This is a genomic window from Clostridium sp. AM58-1XD, from assembly GCF_003464085.1.
Lineage (GTDB): Bacteria > Bacillota > Clostridia > Lachnospirales > Lachnospiraceae > Lachnoclostridium_A.
The window spans coordinates 33775-47046 of the sequence record NZ_QSDR01000020.1; the positions used below are offsets into that span (position 1 = coordinate 33775).

A 13272-nucleotide genomic window follows, 5' to 3' on the forward strand; every position below is an offset into this window, starting at 1 on the left:
TGGTTTCCTACCGGCAGGCTGCTTATTCTCGTGAAGGCAGTGATCCAAAGTCAGGCTCGCCTGACCCTGGCGGCTGCCCGCGGGGTCAACTCCCACAGTTTGCTGTGCCTTCCAATTTTATGCCTCGCAGCTCGCTGCGGGGTATTTCATTTTATTTAAAAAATTCATGGCCGCCATGTTCAAACAGATATGTAAGATGGCCGTCAAACCACCTCACGGCACCTCTCTCTGATTTTCCCCGGTTCATAAAAACAGGGCGCCCTGAGAATAATCTTCTCCTGCCAAAGCACGGCTGACACACTCTTTCGTTTTTTCTGATACGCTTACACGGTCAATAAATCCGTTGGATACAGGTGAAAACTGAGACTGCTGGTACACAACAGCCTTAACGCTGTCTGGAAACTGTCCGCTTTTTACACGGTTTAGGATGACGTTTGCAACAAGAATCCGTCCTTTGTCATCACAAATCCCGGCTTCTGCTTCTACAATCTTCAGCAGCACACGATAATCTTCATCCGATAATGATACGGAGCCAGCCTTCTTTCTGGCTTCTTCCTCCGCTTTCCTTCTGGCTTTTTCTTCTGCAATCCTCTCTTTTTCTCTTTCCCTGCGCCAAAACTCCTGCTTTGTCTCTTCTGCCTTTGTTTTCAGAAGTTCATCATTGACCTGTCTTTTTCTGACATCCTCCTCAAGAAGGCTGCCTGTTAAAAGCTGTACGTCTCTCCTTGATTCGGAATCTGTAAGATTAACTTGTATTTTTGCTTCTGTGATAAATGTCGTTTCTTCCGGCATTCTCTCTTCTTCTCCGTCGGCTTCCCCGCCTCCGGAAGATACGCGGACCGTCTCCGCCATGGCGACTGAACTTCTGCCGCCTGCGCCAAATCCGCCTGATGTAAGAGTCATCACCGTAATAACTGCTGCAGCCGATACAAACACGGCAGCCATCCGGTGCAGTCTTTTTGTTACTTTCACCGACAGTGATTTCACAAAACGAAAAACGCCCTGAAGAAATGAGTAAAAAGTCAGCATACATACTCCTCTTTTCTTATATTCTTCACATGCACAAAGTCCGAAACCGTCTTCATCGATTCTCTCTTTCTGCATTTTTAGGGGTGACGCCGGTAATTATATGGGACATCCGGAAAAGAAGTCAATGCTTTTTTTACATCTTTGTCACATATTTCTTTTCCCCTTCCTTAATTTTCTTTCTTAATTAGTTAATCCTCACCGAAACCCATTCTAATTATCCCTTAATTTTATCACTTTATGACAGTCATATTTTACAAATTTGTTACGCAATTGTTAAATACAACGACGTAAAAATAGTGTCGGCTTTCGTCGGCACTATTTTATGTAAACCTATTCTTTTATTAACGGAACAAATTCGGCCTCTACATATGAGGCAAGCATTTCCGGATTAACCACGATCTGCTTTCCTCTCATCCCTGCACTCACCGCAATCGTATCGAAAATAACGGCTGTTTCTTCAATATAAGTAGGAAACTTCTTTTTCATTCCAACGGGAGAACACCCGCCACGAATATATCCTGTTACGGAAAGCAGGTCCTTCATGGGGAGCATTTCTGCCTTTTTATCTCCTGCTGCCTTCGCCGCTTTCTTTAGATCCAGTTCTTCGTCCACTGGGATACAGCAGACCATATATCCCGTCCGCTCGCCCTTCAAAACAAGGGTTTTAAACACATTTTCGTGGCTGATTCCCATAACTTCTGCCGCATGAGAACCGGACAGATCATTCTCATCTACTTCATATTCCTTCTCTTCATACGGAATTCCAGCCTTGTCAAGGAGTCTGCAAACATTCGTTTTTTCCATAATAAATACTTCCTATTTTAAAGCATCGTGAAACTCTTTTAACAGCTCTTCCTGATACGCGCCCTTATATGTTCCATTCAGAAAATGACCGAAAGCTTCTTCTCTCAAACGCCTCCAGCACTCTGCCTCACGCCTGATCACCATCGGGTAAAACAGAACGCCGTTTCTATCAGCAGCGCTGCCGTCTCCCGGAGCATCTCCGATCATGATCACATGATCTTTGTCATACCCTTCTTCCAGAAGCCTGGCGATACATGCTGTCTTGGAACCGGAGTCCTGAGCCAGAACTTCCTTCACGAGTCCGATCATGCCGTGGCGCGTCCATTCTTTTTCCACAGCCTCTCTGTTGGCAGAAGAGACGACGGCCAGATCCGCATATTCCCTCATATATTCCAGAGTTTCCTTAACGCCTTCAAAAGGCAGGCTCTCCGGAAGTTCAGCAATCGCTTTATTTACATGATCCGACCATTCCAGCACCCGTCTCAGCACAGGGCTGTCCCATTCCTCAAGGGCCTTCTTCAGCGCCCCGCTGGAGTAACCGGCAGTCGATTCCAGCCATTTCATCAAATCGCGAAAGTCCTCTGTTACAATTCCACGTTCTGAACATTCGTTTAAAGTCAGTCCGAGACCTGGAAAACGGTTGATTCCTCTCGTTTCAGAATAGAGGCTGATTTTGTTCCAGATATCCAGCACTTCCTTCTCATTCGCTTCCAGTCCCCAGGATTTCACCATCTGCGGACCAAAGCAGCGTTTATGTTTGATATCCATGGTATCCATGGCGCAGCGTCAGAATCCACACACACTAAAAATTCCTTATTTCCCATACGAACTCCTTTCTGAATCCTTAGCGATAACCTGCACGCTCTGCGCACAGATCATCGTCTTTAATAAATTCCGCCTACGCCAAGGTCTGTATCCAGCGTATTCATATTGTAAACCAGAAGTACATCTGTAACCTCCGGGTGTTCACGTATGAAGGAACTCGGCCCCTTCTTATAATATCTGGTGTCGAAGACATAGATTTTCTTATAGTGGTTCACGAGAAACGGCACCATAGAATTTGCATAACTGTCTTTAATCAGCACCATCTCCTTGTCCGAATCCGCCGTCTCATTTGTAATTTCAATCAGCGGATGGATATTATTAAGAAACATAGAGTACTTGTCTTTCTTATCCAGATAGTCAAAATTATACAGGGAATCCGTGATCTCTTTTGTATCCAGGTAGGAAACCGTCAGGCTGTTCTTCGGATTTTCAAAGATGGTAATCGTATCGCTCCCGATCCGCCCGTCATTCAGTTTGGAATAGATCGTTCCTTTAAAGTCCGTGGCAACCTCTTTTTTATCGAGCTGTTCCATCTCCACAGGAACAATTCCCTTTGCCTCGCAGTAGGCCCTGTACGCCGTGTAGGCGCCGTAACTCGTCCAATGGTGGTCCGTCCGGTAATACAGCTCCATTTCATCTTTTGCACTCATGAGTGCATCATAACAGTCGATGGGAGGCACGCCCGATTTTTCATATATTTCTTTTCTCGTTTCCAGCTGGCTTCTCACAGGTGCGAAAGCCGGAAGCTTGTCCGCATATATGGTAACCGCCGTAGGTACCAGCATAAGCGATACGTCGGCAGAATCGACGGCTTTAAAGAATTTCCCGAAGTTTCCCGTTATCTTCTCCGTATTCTTCGGCGCTTTATATTCCTCAATCAGGTAACCGTCATCGGCAATATAAATACCATTGATTTCTCTCTTTCCCAGCGCGATCTCCGTTTCCGCCTTTACCCCCATAAACACATCTCTCAGAGGAAAATGATCTGCCAGATAGCTTTGAAGATCGGAAGTAAATTTCCCTTCTTTCAAATCTTTGAAGCTCAGTTGTGGAAACTTCTCCAGATATCTGTTTTCGCTTTCCGAAAACGCCTGTTTTTTCATCAGGAAAAAAGCACCGGAAAATGACAGTATCAGAATGGAAAGCAGGATTACGGCCACCGACTGTATCTTCATCGTATTCGTCAAATGTTTTTCTCTCATATCAGTCAGCCTCCTAGAAACGGAAATACAGGAACGGGTTGTAAGTATCATTCACCAGATACGCCGTCGTGAGCAGAAACAGAACGATATAACCGGCAGCCGCACAGACAGACACTGCTGTCTGTACCTTTGGGGCAAGCCGTTCTGTTCTCTCCTTCAAATACGGATAGAGCGGGAATGAAAGCAGGACCGCCGCCGCCAATAGAGGCGCATAATTTTTAACATACCATAAAAATTCCGTTCCAAACAGCGCATTCCCTCCCGTTCCGAACATGGAAGCCAGATATAGACCGAGCTGTCCCATATCATCGAATACAAAAATGACAAATCCGAAAACTACGATAAATACCGCGTAAAAATGGCATATGATTTTAGGAAGTCCGGCAAGCTTCTCTCCCCATACATACTTCTCCAGTGCCAGCAGAATTCCGTAATACAGGCCCCATAATACAAAATTCCAGGCTGCGCCGTGCCAAAGTCCCGTAAGGAACCAGACGATAAACATATTTCTCAGATGTCTGGCTACGCCGACTCTGTTTCCTCCCAATGGAATATACACATAGTCGCGGAACCAGGTGGAAAGCGATATATGCCACCTGCGCCAGAAATCAGTTACCGATACGGAAGAAAGAGGGTAGCGGAAATTCTCCAGGTAATGAAATCCCAGCATCCGCCCCATTCCAATCGCCATATCGCTGTATGCGCTGAAGTCGAAATACAACTGCAGAGTAAAGCAGACCGCTCCCAGCCATGCAGTAGCTACAGAAGCTGATCCAGGCTGCATAGCCTGATGGTTTCCCACAGCGCCCCTACATTATTCGCAATCAGAACCTTCTTAAAAAGGCCCTGCATGAACCTCAGCGTTCCCTGTACAAATCCCTTCCAGTTGATCGTTCTCTCGTGCAGCTCCTCATTCACAGTGGAAAAGCGCACAATTGGTCCTGCAATCAGCTGAGGGAACATGGAAACGTAAGTCAGATAGGTAAAATAATTCTTCTCCACCTTCACCTGTCTGCGGTATAGATCGATGCTGTAGCTCATGGTCTGGAAGGTAAAAAAGCTGATTCCAACAGGAAGTCCCAGTCCCAATGGCTTCACTGACAGATGAAGCATCGCATTCACCGTCTCTATGATAAAATCGGCATATTTAAAAAAGCCCAGCATGGACAGGTTGATGATAACGGACAGACATAAAAAAAACTTTCTCCTCCTGTCGTCCGTACCAAACTTCTCCATCAGCCGTCCGTTTGTATAGTCAACTGCTGATGCAAAAATCATCAGGATAATATAAACCGGCTCGCCCCAAGCATAAAAAACAAGGCTGAAGGCGAGCAGGATATAATTTTTCAGTTGAAACGGCACAGCATAGTAAAGAATCAGACACGCAGGGAGAAAGAAAAACAAAAACGGTATGCTGCTGAAAACCATGATTTCCTCCCGCTATTTAAGTGCGGACTGAATCACGGATTCAATATCGCCTGCATCTTTGGATATTACCAGATATACGTAAGAGCCCTCTGTCTTGACCGAGCTCTTGGCAACGATGTCGTACTGCTCCGGCAGGTAATTTTCCATTTCCGCCGACTTCTGTTCTATAATCGTATTCAGTGATCCCACAATAGCCGACACGGAATCTTCACTCTTGGCCTTCATAATAATAATAGAATCTGCCAGTGTTGCATCCTCTGCACTGGCAAAGACATATCCATCCAGATCGGCCGGATTGATCCCGTAATAATTGGAAATAAAGCTGTCATCTCCCTCCATCATGGAAGGCAGAGCTACCTTTTCTCCGATCGTCTTATAGATTGACGCAGGAGTCACGCCGCTTACGGCCTCCGCTGCTGCAGGTTCCGCTTCTTCAGCTGCTACTTCAGCAGCCGGTTCGGATTCCTCCGTTTTTTCTGCTGCTGCCTCTGTACTTTCTTCTGATTCTTCTGCAGTCTCTTCGCTCTCAGCCGCTGTTTCAGCTTTCGTTGTCTCTTCTGCCGATGACTCCTCCGCACTCTCGCTCCACTGTAGTCTCAGCCGCCGTGGTTTCATCTTTGGCCTGTCCGCCGCAGCCGCCCAGTATCAGAGCTGCCGCCAGTATCATCGCGCCTCTCTTTGCCCCATTTATTTTTCCGTTTGTCACACATCTTTTTTTCATAATTAATCCCCTTTATTTATATTTCAGCAACTGTACAGACCGGCAGAATTTCCACTCATGCAACAAGGAATGCCGTCCCGAACTGCTGCTGTTTCATGTATAAATCTAATGATTACAGAATCATCATTTTCCAATTAAGCTTCAGGAGCAGGCGTAAATTTCAGCTGATCTCTAGCGTACTGTCTCAGAACATTCGTCCATACCTGATAAGCCGCTGCAGACTGATGAACATAATTGTCACTGCAGTATGCCGGTGCGAGGTCACCGTTGGCGTCAGCCAGCGCTGTTGCCAAATCGACAAATCCCCATCCATTCGCCGCCGCCATCTGCTGCATCTGGGCATTAAAGACTCTGATATTATTATTATTCAGCTTTCCCCTTCCTTTGCCCCTGAGAGTATATGTCATACTTATAATATAAAACTGTGCATCCGGTGAAAGCTGTTTGATATTATTAATCACTTCCTGGTACCGTTCACACGTATCATCGCCCATATTGAGATCATTCAAACCAAAAAACATGAACACTTTATCCTTCTGCATCAGAGCAATGGACTCCCATACGGGACGCTGCGCTCCCTGATAGATCGGATGTACGCTCTTTTTACTCACCGGCCACAGCGCATTATGAACGGAATAGCTTCCCGATGCAAGAAAGTTCAGAGATTTTAAAAATCCATCCCCGCTTTTCATACAATAGTTGCGGTATCCCATCATAACGGAATCACCTACCAAGACGCTGTCCGCAAAAAATGCATCGATTTCGCTCTCCGCCACTTCTCTTTCTGTCGGTTCCTCTGCTGCGGTCGTTTCCTCCGAAGCCGCTGTCTCTTCCGAAGATGATGTTTCGGCCTGTGACGCCGATTCTTCCTGTGATTCTGCCGCTTCCGTCTGCCCTGCGCCTGTCACTTCCTGAGCCGTTCCGCTTTCTGCAACCGTTTCACTCTCCTGAGCCTGTGAAGTTTCGGCAGCTGTACTTTCAGCTACAGACGTCTCTTCTGCCCCTTTTCCCTGCACGCCTGCCAGTACCGGGAATCCGACTGCTCCCAGGAGCAGAGCCGCACTTAAGCCTACAACTACCGCCTTTTTCCATATTAATTCTTTTTCCATATTGCAATCCCCCTTGTTTTCTTCCCTTATTTTCCTGTCCGGGAAGACATTCCGGCCGCTTTCTGCTAAACAGCCGCTAAGGATACCTTTTCCAGTCATTTTCGATTACATATATATAGTGGTACCTCTGTTTATTATCTACAATTTGTCTGTTTCTGTCAATATAATTATCCAATTTTGTCATTTTTTGACGATATTGAAACGAGCGTTCAAAAGAAGGACGAAATCGTCATTTTTCGTCTGATTCCAGCTTATTATTTAATAGGAAACGAAGCTTTCTATTGATTTTTATTCTTCACCGTGCTAAATTGAATAAAACCGATAAGGGAGATATGCTTATGGAACTTGTAACGAAAATCATTGAAACCGTCAACAACGTCCTTTGGGGTGTTCCTATGATTCTGCTGCTGTTCGGCACCCATTTGTTTCTCACCGTACGCACCGGATTTATTCAAAAGAAGACTTTTACGGCTATCCGTCTTTCCGTCACAAAGGACCCTGATTCTCAGGGGGACATCAGCCAGTTTGGAGCCCTGACCACTGCCCTGGCTTCTACGATCGGCACAGGCAATATTGTGGGAGTCGGTACGGCCATTGCCCTGGGCGGCCCCGGCGCTGTCCTCTGGTGCTGGCTGACCGGCGTATTCGGCATTGCCACAAAATATTCCGAATCACTGATCGCCGTCAAATACCGTGTGAAAACGAAAGACGGCACCATGCTGGGAGGCGCCATGTATGCGCTGGAACGCGGCCTTCATATGAAATGGCTTGGCATCATCTTTGCCGCACTCGCTTCCCTGACCGCATTCGGCATTGGCTGCGGAGTACAGGTAAATGCCATTTCCAGCATCATTGACAGCAATTTAAAAGCCGTATCCAGAGGAAATCCTTCACTCAGCGCCTTTCTGTCAGACCATCCGCAGGCTCTGAGCCTGGCGGTCGGCATAGTCGTGGCTTCTGTAACCGGTCTTGTTATCTTCGGCGGCGTAAAGGTGATTGCCCGGGTGTGTGAACGGCTCGTACCTTTCATGGCCTTTTTCTATGTCATCGGATGTCTTGTGATCCTTTTTATAAACAGGGCTTACGTCGGCGAAGCATTTGCCGTTATTGTCAAAAGTGCTTTTACACGGGTGGATTCCATTGCCGGGGGGCTGGCCGGCTCCGGTATCATGATGGCTTCCCGCTATGGAATCGCCCGCGGCCTTTTTTCCAATGAATCCGGTATGGGATCCGCTCCTATTGTAGCGGCCGCCGCCCAGACCAGAAATCCCGTGCGCCAGGCTCTCGTTTCTTCTACGGGCACGTTCTGGGACACGGTTGTCGTCTGTCTCCTGACCGGTCTTGTCCTCGTCAGCAGCATTATAGGCAATGATGCGATATCTGTTGCTGAACTGTCCGGCGGCGAACTTACAACGGCAGCATTTTCCCAGATTCCTTACATAGGCAGCCCTATTTTGATTTTTGGCATCATTACCTTCGCTTATTCCACCATTCTCGGCTGGTCATACTATGGAGAGCGCTGTCTGGAGTATCTCTTAGGCAAGAAGGCACTGTTTCCCTACCGGATCGTCTGGACCTGCGTTCTTATCATTTCGCCCCTGATCCAGCTGGAGCTGGTCTGGAGCATCGCCGATACCTTAAACGCTCTGATGGCAATTCCCAATATCATCGCCGTCCTCCTTCTCTCCGGAGTGGTGGCAAGGGATACGAAACACTACCTCAATCATCTGGACGAAAAGGACGATACGCCGATTCCCGTTATCAGTAAATAATTGTCAGTCATATACAAATAAGGCGCGGAATGGCTGGTTCCGCGCCTGTTATATCAGGAGATACCATTATGAATGAATTCTTATATATCAAATCACCATCAAGAAAAGATCGATCGGCTTTTAACAATGCCGCAGGCAACCAGAGCCGCCTGTCCGAACAAAGGGACGGCAATATGAACGTCATCCAGGCAAAGTTTGATCATACAGACCTTGCCACCCTGCTGAAGTTAAATCTGGAGCGCTATGGCAGCGAGGACGGGATTGCTATCTTCGATGCCATTTGGAAAGATGAACAGACGGTTAAAATCGACTGTAATTCTCCTACCAGACAATGTTTCTACAATTTTTCAACCAAAACGCTGTCTTTAAACGGAACTCTCGTTAAAAATCTGAATCAGGCAGATATGGATCAAATAATAATACCGCCCATCGTCCATGAGCTCACCCATGCATATGACGATATTGTAAAAAACAGATTCACGGAAAAAACGGGCGATCCTCTGATCACGGCCCGGTTATTGAGCGAATTCAATGCTCATTACCATCAGGCCTTAAATTTCTGCCGGAAAATCTCTGTTTCAAATCCCTGTACGGATTCGAAATATGCGTCAGATATCGATCTTATTGCCGGTTTTAACGCTCTTGAACACGATATGGTTCCTCACATCGGTAAGTTTGCACAAATAAAGGCTCCGACCGGCAACAGCGTTTTGGATATGCTGATCCGTTATAACAGGGAATATAAAGGCGGAGAAGATACGCTCAGGCTGCTATTCAGCGAGAATGACCGATACAACTCTATGATTAAAATCAGCAGCAATATTCCTTTACTAAGTACCTTAAGATCCAGAACCATTTCAGCTGCGTCATCCATGTCATCCGCTCCGTCTGCTTCATCGTCTTCTACACCTTCATCATCTTCTACACCTTCATCGTCTGTACCGTAATAACTTTCTCAGCCATCGCTCCATGCATGGCAGACGAGTCACGATTTTGCATCGCCTTATTGGTCATGGGATCACATTGCCCTCTGCAGAAGAAATCTGAAAATCAAAAGCAGCACCGCATAAAACGCAGCCACGGTCATCAGTACGGTCAATACGGTCAGGCTGATAAAACCGCTCACCAGAATACCGATATAAAGAGTGATCATCATCGTGTATCCCGTATAAGCCCAGCACCGAAGCCCCAGCATGCGGTTCCTCTCATCCGTCTCATAAATTTTACGTTTCTTGTTTAATTCAGGGTCTTTCAGATAACGGATATTCCGCAGAACCGTAATTACACCGGCAGCGATCAGGCCCACGCCCGTTCCGCTGTAAAAGCCTGGGATTGCATCCCGGTATCCAGGTTCCAGATAGAGAACCGGCATGCGTTCCCCTGCCACGAACGAAAGAGCTACTGCCACAAGACCAAGAAGTGCAAATAAAATTCCTATAATAATTCTGCTTCTACATCGTCTCTCAAAATTGATTGGGTTTTCAATAAACAGCTGATTCAGCCACATAATCATTCCTCCTCTTCAAATAGAAATATTTCCTCTATGCTCTTCCCAAAAAACCTGGCTATTTTAAAGGCCAGCTGCAGTGACGCATTATATTTGCCGTTTTCAAGGGAGATGATAGTCTGCCTCGTTACGCCCATAGCCGCTGCCAGTTCCTCCTGCGTCACTTTATTCTTTTTTCTGAGTTCCTGTATCTTCGTCTTCACTAACACCACCCTTTCGCTGTTACCGGTATCTTTCTCTAAATGTAATGTTTACTTTACATTTTTAGTATAGTTTGCTTTACGTAAAATGTCAAGTCAATTTTACATTTTTTCATTTAATTTTTCTTTATAAAGACGCCGCCCGTTACAATTAAGCAAAAAGCGGCGGACTGCCGTTACGCAGTTCCGCCGCCCGTTCAGGCTCCATGGATCGATTTAAATGTAATTTATAACTATAAAATATCCTGCCCGTTTATTGCTTCTATCGCTCTCTTTCCCAGATCTTTTCCCGTCACAGGCGGCATGGATATGCAGAGGACACGGAGCATTTCCTCTCCCGTATTAATAATCTGATGTTTTTCATGCTCAGCAGCAATGATCACCGTATCCGGCCGGAATTCATGAATTTTACCGTCTACTGCGGCAATTCCCCGTCCCGACAGGCAGTACATTGCTTCTAAGCCGCCGTCGTGGGAATGATAATCCACTTTACATCCCGGCTCCCATTCTGTCAGATGAATCGAAAATCCGGAATCCTGAATCTCGCCATTGTCCTTCATGAAAATCGGCGTAATATACCTCTTAAACGGTTCAGGGACCGCAATCGTTTTCTTTCTGTCATAACAGCAGTACATATACCTTCTCCTTTTCCGCTATTTATCTGTACGATTTCTCTTCTGCCCCGCAAACAGCTTCTTAATCAGCGGGGAGAGACACATGATTACGGTCAAAACGATAAATGTACGCGATATTCCGCTCTGCCAGAAAATGGACGGATTGCCGTGGGTCATATCAAATGACTGACGCACGTATTTTTCCAGCATTGGGCTAAGCACAAAGGCCAGCAGCAACGGAGCCGACGGAATTTTAGCCAGCCTCATGCCATATCCCAGCATTCCGGCGAATACCATCAGCCATACATCAAACATGGTGTTATTGGCCGCATAAGCACCCATCACACAGACGGCGGTGATAATCGGCACCATCAGAGAAGCAGGTACAGAGATCGCCCTTACCAGAACCGGAATGCATAAAAATGATATCAGCAGGCAGATGATATTTCCCAGGTACATAGAGGAGATCAAGGGCCATACGAAATCGGGATTATCCGTAAATAAAAGAGGTCCCGGCCTGAGCCCCCACATCATCAGGCCTCCCAGCAGAATCGCCGTCGTTGAACTGCCTGGTATTCCAAGGGTAAGAAGAGGTGCAAATGCGCCTGCCGCAGCGGCATTGTTGGCACTCTCCGGTGCTGAAATCCCTTCAATCGCCCCTTTTCCCATCTGATCCCTGTTTTTATTCACCCGCTTTTCCATGATATAGGCCAGGAAGGAAGCCGTCGTCGCTCCAGCGCCCGGCATGACGCCTACAAAGGTTCCGATAAAGCCCTGTCTCAGGGAAATTGGAAGAATCCGTTTCATTTCTTCTTTGTTAAGACAGCAATCTCTGATTTTAATTGAAATGTCTTTCTTTTCCTTCTCTTTTCCTCTCTCCGTCACCATCTCAATCACCTGGCTGAAGCCGAAAATTCCGATGACAAGAGGCACGAACGACACCCCGGAAAGAAGGTTGACCATTTTAAAATTGTACCGGGACATCCCAACCGCCTGATCAACTCCGATTGTTGCCAGCATTAGTCCAAGTCCGGTTGCCAGCAGCCCGCTGAGGACGTCATCACCCAGCATCCAGCCAATGGATGTCATGGCGAAAATCACCAGAAGGGCCAGCTCCGGAGAGCTGAACTTCAATCCTACTTCCGCCAGCATAGGTCCTGAAACCGTCAAAATCAGGATGCCGATCGTTCCTCCGATAAACGAAGAAATCGTTGCAGTTGCAAGAGCCTTCCCAGCTTTTCCTTTCCGCGCAAGACAGTTTCCGTCGATTGCAGTCATGACGGCCGGAGAATCGCCGGGTATATTCAGAAGAATAGCGCTGAAGCTCCCTCCGTACATCGTAGAATAGTAAAGTGCAGCTAGAGCGATAATGGCGGTGGTCGGCTTCATGCTGAATGTAATCGGCAAAAGGAGGGATACTCCCGTCACTCCTCCCATCCCCGGAACAGCCCGATAATCAGCCCCAGAACGGCTCCACTGACAGCGGCTATTAAATTTTCCAGGCTGAATGCAATGGAAAAACCATGCATTAAGAGTCCCAGATTTTCTACCATATGATTTCCTCCCGTATATATTTGTGATGATACCGGTTTCCCGCCGGATCAAAGGGGAACCCTTCTGTTTAATATAGCAGCTGTTCAAAAATGCCGATTGGAACCGGTACTTTCAGCCAGTATGAGAAAATCAAAAACAGTGCGACCCCTGTCACGGCCCCTGTGAACAGAGAATTCGCCCATGTTTTCTTCTCATATCCTTTCAGCCAGAGTACAACATAGAGGGCAAGTGCCGGGATCAGGCCGATCGCATAGCTGGCTGCGATCGAAAAAATAACTGCTGCAAAAGGATAAGCCGCATCCCTGTTCAATGGGACCTCTGTATGGTTTCTGATCTGTTTATAAATACTCATTCCTCCGCATGGAATCAGTATCACGCCTGCCGCCAGGGGAAAGACCCCGCCGCCAGGCCCGTGGTTTACCCACAGGCCGTAGCCAAAGGCCGCAATCGTCCAATAAATTCCTGCGACCACAGAGAATATCGGAACCAGTTTTGCCATAGATGTCC

Annotated in this window: 17 protein-coding genes; 2 read left to right on the forward strand and 15 right to left on the reverse strand. The window is 46.9% G+C overall.

Annotation, left to right across the window (positions count from 1 at the left end):
* Positions 1-243 precede the first annotated feature (243 nt).
* The 9 genes from DXA13_RS13170 to DXA13_RS13200 all read right to left on the reverse strand — a co-directional run bounded on the left by DXA13_RS13170 (position 244) and on the right by DXA13_RS13200 (position 7118).
* Positions 244-1104: a cell wall hydrolase gene (locus tag DXA13_RS13170; RefSeq protein WP_347559857.1), complete on the reverse strand. Its 861-nt coding sequence runs from the start codon at positions 1102-1104 to the stop codon at positions 244-246.
* 255 nt (positions 1105-1359) lie between these two features.
* A complete protein-coding gene (gene ybaK, locus DXA13_RS13175) occupies positions 1360-1833 on the reverse strand; it encodes a Cys-tRNA(Pro) deacylase (RefSeq protein ID WP_118244976.1) in 474 nt (157 codons plus the stop codon).
* Between the two features lie 12 nt (positions 1834-1845).
* Entirely contained in the window at positions 1846-2610 is a 765-nt protein-coding gene (locus DXA13_RS13180; protein ID WP_243009123.1) for an HAD hydrolase-like protein, read from the reverse strand.
* Between the two features lie 107 nt (positions 2611-2717).
* Positions 2718-3860, reverse strand: a complete 1143-nt coding sequence (locus DXA13_RS13185) for a DHHW family protein (protein ID WP_118244978.1) — start codon at positions 3858-3860, stop codon at positions 2718-2720.
* A gap of 13 nt (positions 3861-3873) precedes the next feature.
* Positions 3874-4644, reverse strand: coding sequence for an MBOAT family O-acyltransferase (locus tag DXA13_RS23150; RefSeq protein ID WP_347559858.1), 771 nt, complete (start codon positions 4642-4644; stop codon positions 3874-3876).
* Positions 4620-5288, reverse strand: a complete 669-nt coding sequence (locus tag DXA13_RS23155; RefSeq protein WP_347559859.1) for an MBOAT family O-acyltransferase — start codon at positions 5286-5288, stop codon at positions 4620-4622. Before DXA13_RS23155 ends, DXA13_RS23150 begins: the two co-directional genes overlap by 25 nt.
* 12 nt (positions 5289-5300) lie before the next feature.
* A complete protein-coding gene (locus DXA13_RS13195; protein ID WP_118244980.1) occupies positions 5301-5903 on the reverse strand; it encodes a DUF4358 domain-containing protein in 603 nt (200 codons plus the stop codon).
* A complete protein-coding gene (locus tag DXA13_RS20760; RefSeq protein WP_147348033.1) occupies positions 5827-6009 on the reverse strand; it encodes a hypothetical protein in 183 nt (60 codons plus the stop codon). The genes DXA13_RS13195 and DXA13_RS20760 overlap by 77 nt, the downstream gene beginning before the upstream one ends.
* Before the next feature lie 134 nt (positions 6010-6143).
* Positions 6144-7118, reverse strand: a complete 975-nt coding sequence (locus DXA13_RS13200) for a GDSL-type esterase/lipase family protein (protein WP_181995671.1) — start codon at positions 7116-7118, stop codon at positions 6144-6146.
* Positions 7119-7456: 338 nt separating this feature from the next.
* Between DXA13_RS13200 and DXA13_RS13205 the strand changes: the two genes are divergently transcribed.
* Positions 7457-8890 carry an alanine/glycine:cation symporter family protein gene (locus DXA13_RS13205; RefSeq protein ID WP_118244984.1) on the forward strand — a complete coding sequence of 478 codons (1434 nt, stop codon included), beginning with the start codon at positions 7457-7459 and terminating at the stop codon, positions 8888-8890.
* A gap of 68 nt (positions 8891-8958) precedes the next feature.
* Complete coding sequence (locus DXA13_RS13210) at positions 8959-9837, forward strand: hypothetical protein (protein ID WP_118244986.1); 879 nt, start codon at positions 8959-8961, stop codon at positions 9835-9837.
* Positions 9838-9908: 71 nt separating this feature from the next.
* On the opposite strand, the gene DXA13_RS13215 is transcribed toward DXA13_RS13210, so the two are convergent.
* The 6 genes from DXA13_RS13215 to DXA13_RS13235 form a co-directional block, all read right to left on the reverse strand.
* A complete protein-coding gene (locus DXA13_RS13215; RefSeq protein WP_118244988.1) occupies positions 9909-10397 on the reverse strand; it encodes a hypothetical protein in 489 nt (162 codons plus the stop codon).
* Between the two features lie 2 nt (positions 10398-10399).
* The gene (locus tag DXA13_RS13220) at positions 10400-10600 is read right to left on the reverse strand and encodes a helix-turn-helix transcriptional regulator (protein WP_118244990.1); all 201 of its coding nucleotides are present in this window, start codon (positions 10598-10600) and stop codon (positions 10400-10402) included.
* 230 nt (positions 10601-10830) lie between these two features.
* Positions 10831-11232, reverse strand: coding sequence for an ectoine synthase (locus DXA13_RS13225; protein WP_118244992.1), 402 nt, complete (start codon positions 11230-11232; stop codon positions 10831-10833).
* 18 nt (positions 11233-11250) lie between these two features.
* Positions 11251-12648 carry a tripartite tricarboxylate transporter permease gene (locus DXA13_RS13230; protein WP_243009124.1) on the reverse strand — a complete coding sequence of 466 codons (1398 nt, stop codon included), beginning with the start codon at positions 12646-12648 and terminating at the stop codon, positions 11251-11253.
* Positions 12636-12764, reverse strand: a complete 129-nt coding sequence (locus DXA13_RS22495; RefSeq protein ID WP_278287058.1) for a hypothetical protein — start codon at positions 12762-12764, stop codon at positions 12636-12638. The genes DXA13_RS13230 and DXA13_RS22495 overlap by 13 nt, the downstream gene beginning before the upstream one ends.
* A 68-nt stretch (positions 12765-12832) precedes the next feature.
* On the reverse strand, positions 12833-13264 hold the full coding sequence (locus DXA13_RS13235; RefSeq protein WP_118244994.1) for a tripartite tricarboxylate transporter TctB family protein: 432 nt from the start codon (positions 13262-13264) through the stop codon (positions 12833-12835).
* Positions 13265-13272 lie beyond the last annotated feature (8 nt).

Coding starts and splice junctions, on each gene's coding strand:
- DXA13_RS13170 (WP_347559857.1), bottom strand. CDS start 1,104: ATGCAGAAAGAGAGAATCGATGAAGACGGTTTCGGACTTTGTGCATGT.
- ybaK (WP_118244976.1), bottom strand. CDS start 1,833: ATGGAAAAAACGAATGTTTGCAGACTCCTTGACAAGGCTGGAATTCCG.
- DXA13_RS13180 (WP_243009123.1), bottom strand. CDS start 2,610: ATGGATACCATGGATATCAAACATAAACGCTGCTTTGGTCCGCAGATG.
- DXA13_RS13185 (WP_118244978.1), bottom strand. CDS start 3,860: ATGAGAGAAAAACATTTGACGAATACGATGAAGATACAGTCGGTGGCC.
- DXA13_RS23150 (WP_347559858.1), bottom strand. CDS start 4,644: ATGCAGCCTGGATCAGCTTCTGTAGCTACTGCATGGCTGGGAGCGGTC.
- DXA13_RS23155 (WP_347559859.1), bottom strand. CDS start 5,288: ATGGTTTTCAGCAGCATACCGTTTTTGTTTTTCTTTCTCCCTGCGTGT.
- DXA13_RS13195 (WP_118244980.1), bottom strand. CDS start 5,903: ATGAAACCACGGCGGCTGAGACTACAGTGGAGCGAGAGTGCGGAGGAG.
- DXA13_RS20760 (WP_147348033.1), bottom strand. CDS start 6,009: ATGAAAAAAAGATGTGTGACAAACGGAAAAATAAATGGGGCAAAGAGA.
- DXA13_RS13200 (WP_181995671.1), bottom strand. CDS start 7,118: ATGGAAAAAGAATTAATATGGAAAAAGGCGGTAGTTGTAGGCTTAAGT.
- DXA13_RS13205 (WP_118244984.1), top strand. CDS start 7,457: ATGGAACTTGTAACGAAAATCATTGAAACCGTCAACAACGTCCTTTGG.
- DXA13_RS13210 (WP_118244986.1), top strand. CDS start 8,959: ATGAATGAATTCTTATATATCAAATCACCATCAAGAAAAGATCGATCG.
- DXA13_RS13215 (WP_118244988.1), bottom strand. CDS start 10,397: ATGTGGCTGAATCAGCTGTTTATTGAAAACCCAATCAATTTTGAGAGA.
- DXA13_RS13225 (WP_118244992.1), bottom strand. CDS start 11,232: ATGTACTGCTGTTATGACAGAAAGAAAACGATTGCGGTCCCTGAACCG.
- DXA13_RS13230 (WP_243009124.1), bottom strand. CDS start 12,648: ATGGGAGGAGTGACGGGAGTATCCCTCCTTTTGCCGATTACATTCAGC.
- DXA13_RS22495 (WP_278287058.1), bottom strand. CDS start 12,764: ATGGTAGAAAATCTGGGACTCTTAATGCATGGTTTTTCCATTGCATTC.
- DXA13_RS13235 (WP_118244994.1), bottom strand. CDS start 13,264: ATGGCAAAACTGGTTCCGATATTCTCTGTGGTCGCAGGAATTTATTGG.